Below are 18,007 nucleotides of genomic sequence, written 5' to 3'. Positions count from 1 at the left end.
ATAATAACAATTAATTATTAATAGAGTTTGATTTATGGATTATTATGATTTATTAGCTATAGCTACATCGGCAGAAAAAAATAGCTTTGTGGTTAAATTCGCTGCATTATGTGACAAAATAGGATTATTACAATTTCGACAGATCCGGCATTTTTTTTCTATCAGCTTTACTAATATTCAGAAAATCAATGAGTATTTTATTCAAAAGCATCAAGATTTGCACCGAATTAAAATAAGTAAAATTGCTGGAGAGGACGAATGGAATAGAATGTGTAAAAGGTGGAAGGTGTCTATTTACAAACATGATCACCTTATTATCATGCTTGACCAATTATTTAAGCACCGGATGGAAGGCTCTCCCCATGTTGCTTCACCAAATAATGCAGACTTGCAAAGGAAACTTGCGTCGATTAATCCCGATTTATTTCAATGGGGTGTAGAAACATTAAATAAACGTACTCAACTAATGCAAGGTCATTTAGCTCATATTCCAGGCTATAAACAAACTGAAAATCAGCTTCAAATCGATGGAGTGACTTATCAAGTTGTGACTTCAGAAGTCACTCAATTTGCAGAACCTGAAAAACCTCTTGTTTCCTGTGGTTCATCTGCAAGCAGAGAAATGATTTTATTAGATCCTCAAAATTCTCCTGCACTCAATGACAAATACAATCAATTTGAACAATTGATTATGAAGTTTATGCGAGCTAAAGGTAAGCCTAATCTTTCTCCTAAAGAGCTTTTGATACTCACAAATTATTTTATGTCCACTATTGTCTTTCCTAAAGATTCATTGGCGAATGAGAGAATTAACAAGCTAGTAGCCAATTCTCAAAATGATGCTGCTATATATAAAATCAACTCCCAACCTTGTATTCCTATTGATGTATTTATTGTTAATCAAGTAGGGGTCTGCCGGCATCATTCGCTAGTGGCTGCTTTCTTTTTAGATAAATTTATTCAAACTCATCCTGATATTGGTTTCACTGGCAAGGTTCAAATTATGCGTGACGAGCTTGTCAAAGATAATCGAGTGATCGGAGCCCATGCTTGGATAACTTTGGGCTTTAACAATGATCAGATTTTGTTACTAGACTCTTTAAATGGATTTTTAGGGGATTTAAATGAGGAGGATTTTCAGAAAAAAATCCGAAAAGTATTCGGAGACAAAGCGATTCGTCACCAATTAGAAAAAGCAAAACGAATGTTGCAAAAAGGCAATGGTGAAAGAGTGGTTAATTAATTCAATACAGCCACAGGCTAGAAAAGTTTTTTAATTACCAATAAATTCGCCAAGTTCCATCTGCCCGGATCGCATGTCCTTGTAAAGTGATGCGACAATCAGACTCATTAAATCCTTTGGCTGGAGCAATTTGGTGAATAAGCAAACCGTTATGTAAGACCATTTTTCCAACCTCATATTCTATATAATGGCTTGGAATGTCTTTAACAGCTTGCGCTGGATTTAAAAGATCTTGCGGATCGTAGGGTTTATCCCAATAATTTAGTCCACCTCCTTGTTGAGGTAAGGCAAGAGCTAAAGTAAAACTTAAAGGGTTAGACCAATCTACTTCTTTGTAATGGCTCCAATTTGCTTGTTTAAATTGAAGATCGAAATGGATTTTGCCACCTTGTTTAACAAATTCCGGGCAAGATAAAAAAATATGAAAACCCGGGAGTGCAAGAGAAGACTCATACATCACGTCGCTTTTTAATTCTTTTTTTAAGATGTCTAAGATTCGATCATATAAGTCTGAAAAATGAAGCATGAGAAAAAGATTATTAGATTCAATTTTTTTATCGTAAACTGTAAGTTCGATGTTTTTATCTAAATAAAGGGCAGCACCCAAGGTGTAAAAACGTTCTTGCCTTTTGTTCCAAAAAAAACGCAATTTTTCAATTTTATGTAGTATAGCTTCTGTTTCTGTTGAATTTAAAACAGGGATAGGTAACAGCATAAGGTTTCCTTTGTAGAATTAATCTAAATATCTAGAGACCATTCTGAATAAATTTTTACGACTAATAAGAAGATTTTTAGAGAGACACGAATTGTTTGTTTTTTCCAATATCTGGTATAAGGATTATTTTTCTTCTTTAGGTCTTTTTTATGTTTACTATCATTTCAAAAAAGTTTCCATTCATTTACAAAAAAAATTTATTATTATTATTTTTTTTGTTTGTTTCATTAAAGGCAGAAAATACTGTTCCTAAGCTTGAAGATTTAACTTTAGAAGAAAAAATTGGTCAATTATTAATCGTTCATTTTCGAGGGGAAGATTGTAATAAAGAAGCTCTTCAAATGATATATGAAGCCCATGTAGGAGGAGTTATTTATTATCCATGGTCAAATGGTTTAAACTCTCCTCTTCAAATACAACATTTAAGCGCCCATTTACAAGCTGCGGCATTTCAAAAAAAAAATAAAATCCCTTTATTAATTTCAGTGGATCAAGAAGGGGGGGTTGTCAATCGTTTAACCAAAGGGATGACTCTTTTTCCTGGTAACTATGCTTTAGGTCAAACGAAGGATCCTCAATTAGCCTTTGAGTATGCGAGTGCGTCAGCAAATGAACTTCTAGCGATGGGAATCAATATGAATTTGGCTCCTGTTATAGATGTCAACACTCAACCTTGTAATCCAGTCATTGGGATTCGCTCTTTTAGTACTTGTCCAGATGAAATTGTTCGATTTGGTTCAAAAGTAGTTGAAGGATTTAACAAGGCTGGATTGATTGCAACTCTAAAGCATTTTCCTGGCCATGGTGATACAAACTCTGATTCGCATCATACTTTGCCTATCGTTAACAAAACGCTTGTTGAATTAGAAAAAGTCGAACTTGTTCCCTTTAAAGCCCTCGCTTCTCAAACACCTGTTGTCATGACTGCTCATTTGCTTGTTCCTGCACTTGATGCTTTGAATTGCGTAACATTTTCGAAATCTGCGATTGATGTTCTAAGAAAAGAGATCGGAGAAAAAGGAATCATTTTAACAGATTCGCTTGTAATGCAAGGGGTATTGCAAGATGGCAAAACTGTAGAACAAGCTGCTTTAAAAAGCTTACAAGCAGGACATGATCTCTTACTGCTAGGAGGTAAACGACTTTTAAATGAATCTAGCGAGTTTGAGTTGGAAGCTAAAGACGTTTTAAAAATTCACCAATTTCTTGTTAATGCAGTTAGACAAAATCTTATTTCTGAAGCGAGAATTGATATCTCGGTAAAAAGGATTCTTGCTCTTAAGGAATCCTATCATCTTTTTCAATCAGAAGAAGATGATTTACAATTGAGGAGAAGAGAACTTTCCCTTCAAAAAAATCAAGCTTTGGCAAAAAACATTGCAGAAAAAGCCTTGCATAATCTAAATGAGGATTTAAAAATTTCATTTCAGAATCCAAGGGTTACTTTAATTGCACCTGACATTTTAAAAGAAGAATTAGAAAAAACAGATTGGTTAACACCTAATCAAAATGTGCAAGTCATTTTGTTTGACGCCAATTTAAAAGAATTTCAAACCGTTTTGGAAAAGTGTCAAGAAATTAATGTTTGTGTATTCTTTTTTTACAATCATAAAAAATATCCGAATCATTTAGATTTCTTCAACTTTATTAAAGCTCATAAAAATAGCGAAATGATCGCTGTCGTTGTTGCCGATTCCAATATCCAACATGATTTGGCAGATGTGACTCTATATACTTACAGTCCTTGCGCGGTTTCACTTCAATGTGCTAAAGAATATTTAATGACAATTTTTGAAGAATAAAAGGAGAAAATGAAAAAAGTATTGTTGCGTCTATTACTTTTAATGTTTCTCATCTCTTTTAATTGTTCTGGTTTGGCAGTAGTCATCAATCCTGCTTTTTCAATTAATCCTGATGAAGCCCAAAAAATGGGAATGCTAATTTGGAAAAACGAATGTGGGGCTAAGCAAGAAGGTCTTACAAGTTGGAATAAAGGAGAGGAATTTGCATCAGTTGGAATAGGTCATTTCATCTGGTATCCACCGGGGAAACAAGGTCCTTTTAAAGAAATGTTTCCTTCTTTATTAATTTACTTACAAAAGCACGGAATCCTTTTACCCGAATGGTTAAAGATAGCGCAAGGATGCCCTTGGCAAACACGTCAAGTCTTTTTGGATGCCCAAGAAAGCACTAAAATGAAAGAATTTCGTCAATTATTAGTCGATCACATTGATTTGCAAATTTGTTTTATGGTTGAAAGGCTTTCTTATGCTCTTCCTATTTTACTTAAACATGCAAAACTTGAAAAACAAGATCAAATCTCTAAACAATTTCATCGTTTAGCTCAAACTTCTAATGGATTGTTTGTCCTTCTTGATTATCTCAATTTTAAAGGAGAGGGAATTTCTTTTCAGGAATGCTACCAAGGGCAAGGGTGGGGATTATTGCAAGTATTGGAAAGAATGCAAGGAAGCGAACAGGGAAAAGTTGCTATTGAAGAATTTGTATGTGCCGCAAAAGAGATACTCAAATTAAGAGTTCAAAATGCTCCCATTGCAAGAGGTGAGCAGCGCTGGTTAAAAGGTTGGTGTAATCGAATTGATTCTTATTTACAAGTTTCACTAAAATAAAATCTTTTTTCTAAACTAGAATCGTATAAAAAAATGTTTTTTAAGAAGTCTATTGACGACTATCCTGGAGTTTGTTTATTATAGAAGCACTTAATATGTAATCTCAGAAATAAAGTGATAAATTCAAACATTAATTGAGAATTTATTTTTTATCATGGGTTATCTCTAGTTTAAATTTTGAACCCTCATAGGTATAAAATGGCCAACTCTGTAGATCTTAGCCACGTTGATGAATCAACTAATTCCCTAATTAAAAATTGGAGTGTTGCTTTTCAAGTGTTAGCAGCTTCTTTTTTTCTTGCTCTCTGTGCTCAAATAAAAATTGCACTTCCATTTACGCCGATTCCATTAACAATGCAAACGCTAGCAGTGATGATAATTGGAGTCACACTAGGAAAGAGAAATGGGGTATGGGCGATTTTAGCTTACTTTGCTGAAATAGCGGTTGGCATGCCAGTTTTATCTAATTTCGAAATGAATCCTCTGGTTTTCTTTGGTCCTAAAGCTGGGTATATTTTTGGATTTCTTGCCCAAGTTTATTTAATGGGATGGGCTGTAGAAAAAATGAAAAAACATCAAATTCAGTTTCTCGCTTTAATGGGTTTTGTGGCTTGTATTACGCAACTTGCGATTGGAGTATTAGGCTTAGCTCCTTTTGTGGGTTGGAAAAATGTGATAATGATGGGATTTTATCCTTTTATCGGGGGTGAAATTTTAAAAATTTTCTTACTTTGTATATCCCTTAAAACTTTAAGAAAGTCTATTTGATAATAAAATTGGGACCCTTCAAGTCTTTCTTATTTAGTTGAAATAAAAAAGGTTGTGGGTCGTTTATTTCCTAGAAATTGAGCAATGTATCGTTGACTCTAAATAATACGCTATTATAAAATAAATTTATTGTGGTTTTTATTTTAGCGTCTATTATAAATAATAAAAAAAGAGAAATTTTAAATTAAGGATGTTATATGCAACGAAATAATCTATCCCGTTTTAGGCCGTTAATTAATCCTTCTTCTTTAATTTTTCTTCATCATTCCCACCCTTGTTTTCATTAAAATTCTTGTGAATCTTATTTGTTTTGTTAATTAAAATTTTCCATTCAAATTTTAAATGTTTTTGAAAGCGTAAAAATTTAAAAATAGATTTAAAAAACCTACTTGTAAATTTTTAAAGTTCTTATTCTATACAAGTTTTTTTATGACAGGCACCAAATGAATACGTCTATTTTTATTAGTCTTGTGGTGATTATCCAAATTATCTGTTTCTTAGCAGGGAAAAAAGCCACACAAAATTTAAAAAATCAACAAGATTATTTTTTAGCAGGAAAAGATGTTTATTTTTTTCCTTTATTGATGACTTTTATTGCCACCCAAATTGGAGGAGGATTGATTTTAGGGTCGGCAGAAGAGGCATACCGTTATGGTTGGGGAGTGTTATTATATCCTCTCGGATCATGCTTAGGGTTTGTTTTATTGGCAATGGGAATTGGAAAAAAAATGGCTCAGTTTCAAGTTTCTACTGTTGCTCAACTATTTGAGATTGTCTATCAATCGAAATTTTTAAAACAAATAGCCTCTCTTCTTTCCATAGTTTCCCTCTTTATGATTTTAGTTGCACAAGTCATTGCTTCTAAAAAATTCATGGTCAGTATGGGTGTCGACCAACCTGTGTTTTTTATGGCTTTTTGGGGTTTAATTATTATTTATACCGTGATGGGTGGTTTGAAAGCAGTTGTTTCCATTGATATTATTCAAGCATTATTTTTTATCTGTGTGTTTGTTGGAGGTTTTTTCTTTGTTTTGATCAGCCAAGAATCTACATGGGCACTCTCTTGGAAAAATGGTTTTGATGCTTTTGCGGGAGACCCTTATGCATCTAAACTCAGTGGATGGCTATTAATGCCTCTACTTTTTATGGTCATAGAACAAGATATGGCACAACGATGTTTTGCAGCAAAATCCCCAAGCATTGTCACAAAAGCTGCGGCTTGTGCGGCTATTTGTACATTTGGAATTAGTATTATCCCTATTTTTTTTGGGGTATTAGGAAAGCAAATGGGTCTATCTATTCCCAGTCATTCTAGTGTTTTTATAGAAGTTTCTAAAACAATCACCAATCCCACCTTTGCTGCTTTTTTAGGATGTGCTGTGCTGATGGCTATTATTTCAACAGCCATTTCTCTTCTCAATGCAATCAGCTCGAATTTAAGCCAAGATTTTGACTTTGTCACTTTAGACAAAATGGATGGGGTTAAAATTTCGAGATTATTAACAACGGCTATAGGGGTGGCCGCATTTCTTGCCTCATTTGGTTTTGGCGAAATTGTTGATTTGTTAATACAAAGCTACGAACTATCTGTTTATTGCTTATTTGTACCTGTTTTTGCGGCTATGTTTAATAAAAAAGGATCTTCATCTGCAGCTTTTTTAGCGATGGGATTTGGTGCGATTGGATTTTTTCTTTTTCGTGATTTACAAATGAATTTTCTTAAAGAAATGTCAAGCATTGGCTTGTCTGCAATTGGAATGGGTCTCGGTTTTTTTTGGGATAAAAGGCAGGTAAAATCTCAAGTTTTTTAATCGTGGGAGGCTTTTTTCTCTCGGCTTTTTAAGGTTAGAAGCCAGATTTATTTCTTAGATAATAATTTACCTTAACCACTCGACAAATTTGTGAGACGGTTAAATTTCCCTATACAAGTGATTAGATATCTTGTAAAAGAAGGTATGGATAAGCTGAATTGGAAATTTTCCTGCTGAAAGTTAAAATTTTTGTTTTTGTAAATCAAAAGAGAAACTCTAATTGAAGGTAGGATATTCTAAGAGGAACGTATGGTATTTTTACAAAAATTGGGAACGTTTATTTTTTGCTTTAGCAGTTGCTTTCTCTTCTCTTTATCTGCAGAAACGCAATCGCAAAAAATTGATGATGAAAAATGGGAAGAAAAAAGAGAAGAATGGTGGCGGCAACAAAAACGAGATCAAGAAAAAAAAGAAGAGGTTAAACGCGTGCAAAAACAAGTTGATGAAGCACGGCAGGAAGATCAAAGAATTCAAGAAAAGATGGATGAGTTACATCGTGAAGAGTTAAAAGTACAAGCCAACGTGGATGCTTCTCAACGTCAACAAAAACGCGTTCAACAAAGAATGGATGCTGCAAATCGACAACAACAACGAGTCGTCAATCAAATGTTTCAAAATAAGCGATTAGACGATCGTCTTTATGAGCAAAGGCGAGAAGATAGAAGGCGTGCAGATTCTAAAAGATAAGAAAAATACATCTTTTTTAACGCTTTAGCAAAGCTAAAAAATGAGTTTTTTATTTTCAGAGTCTATCGATAGATAATTTGCTTTCTGCTACCTTGTCTATATGTGCCGTTATCCCTGAATAATAAGTGATAAAATATTCAGATTAAACTTCTTAGCAATTTATTATTCTTTTATTTATGACACTTCGAAAAATCATTCACATAGATATGGATGCTTTTTATGCTTCTGTTGAAATGCGAGATGATCCTTCATTAGTTTTAAAGCCAATTGCGGTAGGGGGTGATCCAGATAAACGAGGAGTTATTGCAACAGCTAATTATTTAGCTCGTAAATTTGGGGTACGTTCTGCTATGCCCTCTTGGAAAGCTAAACAGCTTTGTCCAGATCTAATTATTTTATTTCCTGATTTTGATAAATATAAACGAGAAAGTAAAGCTATTCATGAGATTTTTCATCTATTTACAGATTTGATAGAACCTCTTTCTTTAGATGAAGCTTTTTTAGATGTGACAGATGTAGATGCCTTAAGAGGCAGTGCAACGTGGATCGCGCAAGAGATTCGGCAATTAATTTGGAAGGAAAGAGGATTAACCGCGTCTGCTGGAGTAGCTCCTAATAAATTTTTAGCTAAAGTGGCAAGTGATTGGCATAAACCAAATGGTCAGTTTGTGTTAACACCTAAAGAAGTTGATGCTTTTATGGTCCATCTTCCTGTTGAGAAGATTTTTGGAATTGGCCATGTCATGGCAAAAAAATTACACAGTTTAGGATTAATGAATTGCGGGGATTTACAGACACTTGACATTACAACTTTGCAAAAACTTTTTGGAAGCCGGGCTTGGAATCTTTATGAGCTATGCCGAGGAATTGATCATCGTTTTGTCATATCAGATCGTATTCGAAAGTCATTAAGTGTAGAGTCCACATTTTTGGAAGATTTAAATAATTTGGAGCTTTGTTATCAAGAGATTCCAAATTTGATAGAGAGGTTGATGATTCGATATGAGAAAATTTCTAATCAATATTATAAAAAAAAACCTTTTATCAAGATCAAGTTTGCAGATTTTACAACTACCACGGTCGAAAATACTTTTTTTAAAGCGTTTGATTTAGAAACTTATCAAACGTTAATTCGAATAGGATGGGAAAGAAAAAAAGCGCCTGTTCGTCTTTTGGGACTCGGAATGAGTTTAAGTCTTGAAGAAGAGATTCAATTAACACTTTTTTAATGGCTATTTTAAAGAGTTATCGTATAGGTCATTCCTTTCTTTAATTTAAAAAATTTGCCTTAAAAGCCATCAAAGAGGATAAAAAGGGGGAGAGGGAGTATTTTTATCCTGAAAACTTTAAATTAAAAAAAATGAAAAATCAGACAATTAAAACCCGTAGGCAAAGGTTTAGTCATACCTCACTTTCTTTTACTTCTGAATCCGTTGCGATTGAACATCCTGAAAATGGCAGATCAAATTTCAGTTGCCATTTAGATGCTTGTTTAATGATCGATCAGAATGCTCAAGTGGCCTGTGTAATACTTGTTTGCCGAGGGATGGTTTTTATTGCGGAGAGATCACCATTCACGCAACGACTGATTATCAAGAAATTGCTCGTAGACTCAGACAATCAAAGAAATTGGTTATGAAAATCCCGAGTTAGGATTCGATTATCAATCTTGTGGCGTAATAAACTCTCTCAGTAAGCAATCCCAAGATATTGCCCAGGTTGCGTTAATGAAGCATTTGGTTCTTACCAGGAACAAGGGGCCGGGAAATCAGAGGATTATGTATGGCTATGCTCTTGTAAGAAAACTGTGCATGAAGAGACAAAAGAGAGAGCTAAAATATTTATGACCTGATGCCAAATCTCAAGTGACTATTGAATATGATCAAAATCATTAACCGATTCGAATTCATATCATTGTTATTTCAACTCGACATTCTGAGGAAGTTAGACAAAGAGCTAATTTTAGATATAAAGCAACTCATTCGAGATGTTGTACCCTCTTATCTCATCGATGAAAATACTCTTTTTTTATTAATTCAACAGGTCGTTTCGTGATAGGAGGGCCCGCAGGTAATGGTGGTTTAACAGGCCGAAAAATTGTTGTAGATACTTATAAAAGAAGGGGAAAGTATGGTGATGGCGCATTTTCGGGAAAAGTTTTCTCTAAAGTCGGTCGTTCCGCTTGTTATGCTGCGCGTTATATAGAGTAAAATTATTGTGGCTGCTAAATTGGCTCGACGTTGTGAAGTGCAGTTATCCTATGCCATTGAAATTCTTTACCCTATCTCAAAAAGTAGATACTTTTGGTACGGGAACTGTCAGTGAAGCAGAGTTGAGTCGCATTATTCCTCTAATTTTCGACTTGACTACAAAAGGAGTTATTCAAATGCTTAATTTGAAGCGCCCCGTTTATCGTCAAACAAGCTTACGAAGGTCATTTTGATCGTAAAGGATCTAACTTTACCTGGGAAAATAGATCGTGTTGCTTCCTTATTAAACAAAATTAATTAAAATAATTAATTTTATTTTTAAATTTAAATGTAATAATTTTTTTTAATTTAATTAGAAAAGGGAAAAATTATGTGTTCAGTGACTTCAATCTCTGAGTATGCTCAGGAAATTCACCTTGCTCTTCCTTATAATCAGCCACGAATTCAAGAGCTATTAGAAACTAGTTATCCTGAAATTTTAGCTAAATTTTATGAAATTTTTACTCGGTTCCCTAAAAAATTTTCTGAACTAACCGATTTATACGAAGAAAATAATGAACGTGTTATCTTAATTAAAAAAAGACAAGTTTTGTCTGTTCCTGAAGAAAAATTATATCGCGCGCTTAAAAAGCTAGTTTCAATCTCAATAAGGACAACTATCCCGTTGGGAGAAATTTCTCAACCTAATCTGTTTAATTCTCTAAAAACTATAAAAGACAGCGAATCACAAAATGAAGGAGAACTTAAGCTAAATGTTTTGCCGGTAGAGATTTTAGAACAAATTTTTTCTTATGAAAAAACATGGAATAAACTTGGTCAAATTGGCTTAGTTTGTAAAATATTTCATAGTATAGTCACAGAGCCCTTATTTTTAAGAAAATTTTTTAATCAGTACCCCCATCAATTTTCAACGATTCGAACCAATAGCTTGAGCCGCCGTTTACTTGATTGGACAAATTACCTTCCTTCCTCTTTTTTTCCTCGACAAAACAATCTCTCTGATGGCGATTTGCAAAGTCTAGCAAGACATACGGTAAAGCTTGAAAATTTAGCGTTGAACGGGGGAACTTATACTCCAGAAGGACTTGCAAATTTACTTCAACAGTCACCCAATTTGCAAACATTAGAATTTTATCATCATCCCTCACTGTCCTTTGATGATTATATTGCTATTATTTGTTTATATGCCCCACAAATCAAAAATTTGAAAATCATCGATTGTCACATTTCCGACCTGTCCTTACTTGAGCTTGCACTTTCAGAAATTAAATTAACTCATTTTGAATGTTGGGATAGCTCAGGGAAAGGGTCTTTGACTGATTACGGACTATATCCTTTAATGAAAAAAAAAAGTTGTCTAGAAAAATTATCCCTCACAGGTTTTCCTCTGGTTACTCAAGAGTCTCTTTTTACCCTTACAAGTCACATCAAAACTTTAAATTTTACTAATTGCGGTGCTGTTAATCATCGGTTATTAGATACTATTGCAAGTCGCTTAACCCAATTAGAAGAATTGGAGTTAGGGTTTCTTCCTTGTTCTAACCGCTCTAGCGATACTCAACGCATGCAACAAGCTTTCTCGAATGTTGCTCAAAACTGTCAACAATTAAAAAAAATTAAAATTAGCGATTGTTTTTTTTTAAATGATGAAACAATAAAAGAAACCTTAAACAAATGGCTTAAACTTCAGCATCTTGAACTTTATCGAAGCATTCCTATGACAAAAACTTTTTTGGCGCAATTAAAGTCTTTAAAAAATTTGAAAGTTTTTAAATTTGAAAATCCATATCATTCGCCAGGCGAATTTTCAATCGAACCCCATGATTTTAAATGTTTAGAGACATTAAAATTAACAAATTGCCTGATCGATGAAAAAGAGTTAATTGCTTTTCTCAAAGCCAAAAGCTCTTCAGAAGCATCATCTTTAAAACGTTTATGCTTATTTAATACAGGATATATTAGTCAGCAACTATTAGAAGCCTTAGGAGACTATTGCCCAAAATTAAAAGTCGTCGAGCTTGAACAGGACAAATTAATGGCTAAACACGCCATAATTAATGATGAGGGGATTCAAAAATTAACCAAACGTTGTCGTTTTCTTAAAACCTTACATATCAAATCTCCTAATCCTTCTTGGAATTTTACGGATCAATCTTTGATGTATCTCAGTGCTTGCTCAAAGTTAGAACAATTAACTCTCAGTCACTTGCATTCAACCTCTAATAATAACGATAATATTCGGATTTTTCATCTCCAGTGTCTGCATTTGAATCATTTAGGAATTCCTTTTCATCAACTGGAAGAGCCTCATCTTACAAATTTATTAGAAAGATATAGTGAGCAGTTACTTTCATTAGATATTCAAGCAATGCCCAATCTGAGAAAAAAATTAAAAGGGAAGTTTTCCCATCTCCGCTCACTTACAACAGACTATCAAAATTTAACCATAGCGACCATCTCTTTTCTTCAATTATCAGCTCCCTCATTACAACTGATTAATATCAAAAATCAAGAAGGTTTTATGCAACACCACCCATTTTCTGCGTATTTGAATCAACTAAATAATTAACGTTATTTATCCACGTTGACGAAAACTTAATATTTCTTGGATAATAAAAACATGAATCTACCTGTTTTTAGTGCGCTGCAGATCACTGCTTTACTTTCTGAGATACGTCAACAATTGATTGGACTTTCTTATTTTATTTGTCATTCCCATAAAACAACCCAATTTTTTCTTCAATTTAAAGAGGAAAATAACGTCAAAACCCTTTTTTTAAGTTTTCAGACCCCTTTGATATGCTTTTATTTAACAGAACAAAAAATTTTTCCTCTTGCAAACTTGATGGAAAATTCTTGGCAACATTATTTATCAGAGGCAATTCTGGTAGAGATTGAACAATTAAATCAAGATCGTATTTTGAAATTTGGCTTTAGAAAAAATCAAAGCCAATTTTCCCTTATATGCGAGTTTTTTACGAAACACCCTAATTATTACCTTTTAGATGAACAGGGAAAAATTTTATATTCTCTTTATCCTGTATTAAAAAAAATTTATCAATTACCCTTTCTTTCTCCTTTACAGGTACAGCCTTCTGTCGTTTTAAAAGATTCTAAACAGCTAGAAGAAATTTATAAAAGAGCTGAACAGGAATGGTTTTTTCAACGAGACAAGTCGGCGTTGGAAAAAGATTTAAGTAAGGGCATAAAAAAACTTCAAAAAAAACGAGAAAACTTATTAAAAGCAGAAAGAGAGTGCCTTGATTGGGAAACCATTCAACATGAAGGAGAACTTTTAAAGTCTTCTTTCTCTCAACTTAAAAAAGGAATGTCTCAATTAACGCTTTGGGATTGGTTAAAAAACCAAGAAGTATGTTTAAAGCTTGATCCAGAGCTCCTTCCTAGTGAACAACTCAAATATCGCTTTAAAAAAGCTAAAAAACTTCGAATAGGTTTACCACATTTAGAAAAACAACTTCTCTACGTCGATCAAGATTTACTTACGCAAGTCGATCAATTAAATAGGCTGCAAAAAACGACCAGGATTGAAGAATTAAGTTCTTTCAAATCTAAAAAATTAGTTCTTCGAAAAGCTGCAGAACAATTACAAAAAAAACAACTACCTTATAGAGAATTTTTATCAAGCACTAATACCACAATTTGGGTGGGAAAAAATGATAAGGGCAATGATCAGATGACATTTGCCCTGGCTAAAGGTTCTGATTGGTGGTTACATACACAAGATGTTCCTGGATCACATATTGTGATTCGGACTAAAAAAGGTCAAGATCCCGATGAAGAAACTTTAGCCGATGCCATGCAACTAGCACTTTATAACAGTAAAGCCAAAGTTAGGCAAGAAGCAGAAATTTGCATGACTCAACGAAAGTTTCTTTCAAGAATGGGAAAAAAACAGCTTGGAAAAGTACAAATCTCAAAACATCGATCTGTTTGGATTCGCTTTGATTTAGAGCGTTATCAAGCCATTCTAAAAAGACAAAAGTTGACAAATGAGCGATTTTTTTCTTTTGAATAACTTAATTTTGCATGATATTATGAAGGATTGTTTTTTTCTCAATCGTTAAAAAAACACGAATCCATGATAACTGTTTTTCTTGAGAGATAAAAATCCGATTTAAATAATCTAACGATTCATAAGAACTTCCTGGATAAAACTGATAGCGGTAACCTTTATCAATAAGAACTAATGAGCTTGCGCATTGTGTTAAGATATCCTCTCTTGTGTTTTTGATAAACAGATTTTTATCGGGAAATAAGTGTATAAAAGTGTTGGAATAGGCAGATTCCGCGTCTTTTAATAAAAGCTCATGAAAAGTTGAGTCATTTTCAGCTAGAGATTCTATTACTTTTAAGAAAGAAGCAAAATTTTTATTTTGGGAAATATAAGAATGACCATAAACGACATTGCAGTTTTCAAAATAAGATTGATATCGATTGCGAAGCGCGTGAGCTTTGATTAAACACTCCTCCTGGGCTTTCTGTAGATCGTTTTGAAATCGGAGGCTCATTGTATTAATATGTGCGCGATCGGAAAGTAAAACAGTAATTTTGCCTTTTACATGATTTCTGATAGTGGAGACAAAAGCATTCATTTTTAAATCGCCACTAATTTTTTCATGAAATGAAGAATGGGTGCTAACGAGAATAATTACCGGTTTTTCGGTTTCCAACCAATGAGTTTCTTCAGTCTTAAAAGCTAACTTTCCTTTAATAATTTCTTTTTGATTTGAAAGAATAGCTGTAAAATTCTTTCTCCATGTATATTTATTCATCTGGCAATTTTCATTAATTAATAATTCGCTAATTTTCAGCAGAAAATTAATTTTTTAAAAGAGCGTTAAATACTCTAAAATAAAGTAAAAAATACTATTTGGTCTATCTCCGCTAAAACTGAAAAATGACGTTTCATAAGTGCCCAAATCATAAGATTAAAATTATTAATAACAATTTAAATTTTTAAAAAATGAAACCATTTCAAGAAATGTTAAGAAAAGTCTCTTCTTCTCCCTATTATAATCAAATGATAAAAACGGTCATGCCTTTACATAGCTTTGGGATTAACCATTTTTGGTATTATAAAATTACTTTTTCGGGTGATTATTCTTATTTAGGAACACATTCATCATGGAATGAATTTTGTTTTGATAATAATATGCTAAGTTATTTTTCTTGTTTACGTCATCCTGATTATTTGCAAAAAGGGATTAATTTAATGAAAACAAATGTTGATAAAAACTATAAAAAAGTTTTAGACATTGCTTGGAACGATTTTCAAATTAATTTTAACATTAATCTAATTTATAACACAACTGAAGGGGTGGAAGCGTATGGATTTGCTACTCGCTTTAATGATCCTTATGCTGAGCAAAGATTATTAAACGAGTTACCAGCTTTACGCTTTTTTATTAAAAAATTTAGGAAAGAAAATAAAAAAATTTTTGACTTAATAGATGATCATCCAGTTAACCTTTCTAAACAATTTGGTTCACTATTCTATGAACAGCCTACAATACCGGTTGTTCCTAATAAGAAAGACGAATTTATGAAGAAAATGGGTTTCAATGAAATTTTTTCACTAACTCCTCGAGAAAGCGATCTCGTTAAATTTCTATCAAATGGTTATCCGGCTCATTATATCGCTACAAAGCTTGAATTATCTAAACGAACCGTAGAGAATTATATCGTGACAATAAAATGCAAGCTAGGTTGCACTTCTAAAGTTGAACTTATTCAAAAAGCTCAGGAAATTATATCAACAGGCTATTTTGATTAGATGCATATTAATTTTAACTTATCGTCCTTAAAGGGGGAGCACTAGTAATTTCTCAATACTCATCTGTTCCAGCAATCGAACCTCAATTTTTTTCTATTTATTTGAGTTTCTCAGCTTTTAGAGTATGATGTCGATGTTGTTTGATAAATCTATAAAGACGATGAATATTAAATTCAATTGAAGCTCTTCACAGATCAGCCTTCAATTTCTTTGGGTACCTACATCAAACTTGATAAAGTTGAAAAATTCCTGTTAGTTAAGCGAAAAAAATTACTGCATATCAACGGCCTTAAATTACCTTTCATAAGTTTCTGTTACTCAGAAAGGAAAGCATATAGCTTGAACTAAGATATGAGCCTTATTTCAGATTTATTGCTTAATCTAAAGCGTTATACTAAGCTAAAACTAGCGTTACAAAAAAGATTAATGGTGTATTGGATAAAATAAATCGTCTAGATGCCAGTTATTTTACTTGGAGCTTATTCACATTTTTCATAAAAAGGCTGAATATGCTACAAAAAAAATGGCCAGTATACCTAAAAGGCTTTTTTACTTGATTAAATTTTTTGTAAAATTAGTTTTTGCAAAGAAAAGTGAATTGTAAACAATATTTGCTTAAAGAGATCGGGAAACATGGGACAGTCTTCGAACTTTTCAATGGCGTGAATTTGATGTTACTCTAAAGGAACTACTTCCATTTGCTGCTTGAGTTCTAAATATTGTCTTATGATAAAAGGCACCTTGCTTTTTCTGCATTTTATCTGCATAATACAGGCATCATCTAATGCAGATAAAGAGCCATTATTATGCTGATAAAGTTTGCGCCAAATTATACCATTTCATCAAAAGTCATGAATTGTCTGATTCGCATTGAAGCAGCCAAGCAAAAAATATTGCATTTACCCTTAATGCCAACAGTCCTTAGTTCTTTGAGAGAAACAACACGCCTTTATACCACTCATTATTCCACAATGATTGAAGGAAATAGGCTGGATCCAGATCAAGTAGAAGAAGTTTTAAAGCACCAGGGCCACTTTCCTGGACGTGAACGCGATGAACATGAGGTAAAAGGCTACTATGCTGCATTAACTCAATTAGAAAAATGGGCAGCACAAGGTGTAAGCATTGCAGAGAAAATGATCCAGATACTTCATGCACTTGTGATGGCCAATGGTAAAGGAAATGCCAAACCAACTGCATATAGAGATGGTCAGAATGTTATTCGAGATGGTAGAACAAAAGCAATTGTCTATATGCCTCCTGAGGCTAAAGACGTAAAAAGCTTGATGACAGGTATGGTAAATTGGATTAATAAAAATACTGACTTGCCTTGTCCTATTATTGCAGGAATTGCCCACTATCAGTTTGCAACCATTCACCCCTATTATGATGGGAATGGTAGAACAGCTAGATTACTTACCACTTTAATTTTACATTTAGGGGGATATGATCTAAAAGGACTTTATTCTTTAGAAGAATACTATGCTCGGAATCTAGGTGCTTACTACGAAGCAATTAGCATTGGAGAATCTCATAATTACTATATGGGACGTGCTGAAGCAGATATTACAAAATGGGTGGAATATTTTGTAGAAGGAATGGCTGTTGCATTTGAAAATGTTTTAAAACGCATGAATGAAGCCAAAACTCAAGGCTCACCCGATCAAAGCGCTCTTATTAGAAAACTTGATCCCAAACAACGCAAGGTACTTGAATTATTCCAAGAATTTGAAACAATTACTAGTCGGCAAATCGGTGAACTATTTGGATTTAAACCACGTACAAGTGCGGTCCTTTGTGCAAGTTGGGTTGAAAGTGGCTTCTTAACTATGGTTGATTCATCAAATAAAGGACGAAAATATAAGTTATCTGTTGGTTATCAGAAGCTAATCAATTAGATGGATAGGGGAAATTTTTCCCCTATATTGAATTATGAAATGAACGCTTGGGTTATTTTTAGCGTAAAAATTAGGTGATCATCTCATTAACAGGAAAGGTGAAATAAGGGCCATAAAAGCATCCAGATTTTTGTAAAGCAGCTTGCTCTACTTTTAAGCGAAGCATTCGTTGCTTATTAAGTTCTTCTTCATTCTTCTTTTACCTGAATGTATTCGAAACTATAATCACCAGAACCTGGTTTTTTATTTAT

Annotated in this window: 13 protein-coding genes and 1 pseudogene; 12 read left to right on the top strand and 2 right to left on the bottom strand. The window is 33.4% G+C overall.

Annotation, left to right across the window (positions count from 1 at the left end; all coding sequences use genetic code 11):
• The first annotated feature begins 34 nt into the window (after window positions 1–34).
• A complete protein-coding gene (locus PC_RS08760) occupies window positions 35–1,243 on the top strand; it encodes a hypothetical protein (RefSeq protein ID WP_011176372.1) in 1,209 nt (402 codons plus the stop codon).
• A gap of 34 nt (window positions 1,244–1,277) precedes the next feature.
• Here PC_RS08760 and PC_RS08755 read toward each other — a convergent pair whose 3' ends face one another.
• The gene (locus PC_RS08755) at window positions 1,278–1,958 is read right to left on the bottom strand and encodes a 2OG-Fe(II)-dependent halogenase WelO5 family protein (protein WP_011176371.1); all 681 of its coding nucleotides are present in this window, start codon (window positions 1,956–1,958) and stop codon (window positions 1,278–1,280) included.
• Window positions 1,959–2,107: 149 nt separating this feature from the next.
• Here PC_RS08755 and PC_RS08750 point away from each other — a divergent pair, with 149 nt between their 5' ends.
• The 9 genes and pseudogenes from PC_RS08750 (at window position 2,108) to PC_RS08710 (ending at window position 14,100) form a co-directional block, all read left to right on the top strand.
• Window positions 2,108–3,760, top strand: coding sequence for a glycoside hydrolase family 3 protein (locus PC_RS08750; protein WP_011176370.1), 1,653 nt, complete (start codon window positions 2,108–2,110; stop codon window positions 3,758–3,760).
• A gap of 9 nt (window positions 3,761–3,769) precedes the next feature.
• Window positions 3,770–4,588 carry a hypothetical protein gene (locus tag PC_RS08745; protein WP_011176369.1) on the top strand — a complete coding sequence of 273 codons (819 nt, stop codon included), beginning with the start codon at window positions 3,770–3,772 and terminating at the stop codon, window positions 4,586–4,588.
• Window positions 4,589–4,786: 198 nt separating this feature from the next.
• Complete coding sequence (locus PC_RS08740) at window positions 4,787–5,356, top strand: biotin transporter BioY (protein WP_011176368.1); 570 nt, start codon at window positions 4,787–4,789, stop codon at window positions 5,354–5,356.
• A gap of 443 nt (window positions 5,357–5,799) precedes the next feature.
• Window positions 5,800–7,167 (top strand): sodium:solute symporter family protein, encoded by a 1,368-nt coding sequence (locus PC_RS08735; RefSeq protein WP_011176367.1) that lies wholly within the window; start codon window positions 5,800–5,802, stop codon window positions 7,165–7,167.
• Between the two features lie 249 nt (window positions 7,168–7,416).
• Window positions 7,417–7,854: a hypothetical protein gene (locus PC_RS08730; protein WP_011176366.1), complete on the top strand. Its 438-nt coding sequence runs from the start codon at window positions 7,417–7,419 to the stop codon at window positions 7,852–7,854.
• A gap of 176 nt (window positions 7,855–8,030) precedes the next feature.
• On the top strand, window positions 8,031–9,083 hold the full coding sequence (gene dinB, locus PC_RS08725; protein WP_011176365.1) for a DNA polymerase IV: 1,053 nt from the start codon (window positions 8,031–8,033) through the stop codon (window positions 9,081–9,083).
• Between the two features lie 131 nt (window positions 9,084–9,214).
• Window positions 9,215–10,361: pseudogene (gene metK / locus PC_RS12010) on the top strand (methionine adenosyltransferase).
• Between the two features lie 73 nt (window positions 10,362–10,434).
• The gene (locus tag PC_RS08715; RefSeq protein ID WP_011176361.1) at window positions 10,435–12,633 is read left to right on the top strand and encodes an F-box-like domain-containing protein; all 2,199 of its coding nucleotides are present in this window, start codon (window positions 10,435–10,437) and stop codon (window positions 12,631–12,633) included.
• 51 nt (window positions 12,634–12,684) lie between these two features.
• The gene (locus PC_RS08710) at window positions 12,685–14,100 is read left to right on the top strand and encodes an NFACT RNA binding domain-containing protein (protein ID WP_011176360.1); all 1,416 of its coding nucleotides are present in this window, start codon (window positions 12,685–12,687) and stop codon (window positions 14,098–14,100) included.
• A gap of 1 nt (window position 14,101) precedes the next feature.
• Here PC_RS08710 and PC_RS08705 read toward each other — a convergent pair whose 3' ends face one another.
• On the bottom strand, window positions 14,102–14,857 hold the full coding sequence (locus tag PC_RS08705) for a hypothetical protein (protein WP_044045232.1): 756 nt from the start codon (window positions 14,855–14,857) through the stop codon (window positions 14,102–14,104).
• A 440-nt stretch (window positions 14,858–15,297) separates the two neighbouring features.
• On the opposite strand from PC_RS08705, the gene PC_RS08700 reads away from it, so the two are divergent.
• Together PC_RS08700 and PC_RS08695 are read left to right on the top strand one after the other, a co-directional pair.
• The gene (locus PC_RS08700; RefSeq protein WP_232086078.1) at window positions 15,298–15,858 is read left to right on the top strand and encodes a response regulator transcription factor; all 561 of its coding nucleotides are present in this window, start codon (window positions 15,298–15,300) and stop codon (window positions 15,856–15,858) included.
• Window positions 15,859–16,664: 806 nt separating this feature from the next.
• The gene (locus tag PC_RS08695) at window positions 16,665–17,756 is read left to right on the top strand and encodes a Fic family protein (protein WP_011176357.1); all 1,092 of its coding nucleotides are present in this window, start codon (window positions 16,665–16,667) and stop codon (window positions 17,754–17,756) included.
• The last annotated feature ends 251 nt before the right edge of the window (window positions 17,757–18,007 follow it).

The sequence above is a fragment of the Candidatus Protochlamydia amoebophila UWE25 genome (assembly GCF_000011565.2).
In the GTDB taxonomy this organism is placed as follows: Bacteria; Chlamydiota; Chlamydiia; order Chlamydiales; family Parachlamydiaceae; genus Protochlamydia; species Protochlamydia amoebophila.
The sequence above is the reverse complement of the archived record's forward strand: the minus strand, read 5'-3'. Positions and strand labels throughout refer to the sequence as shown.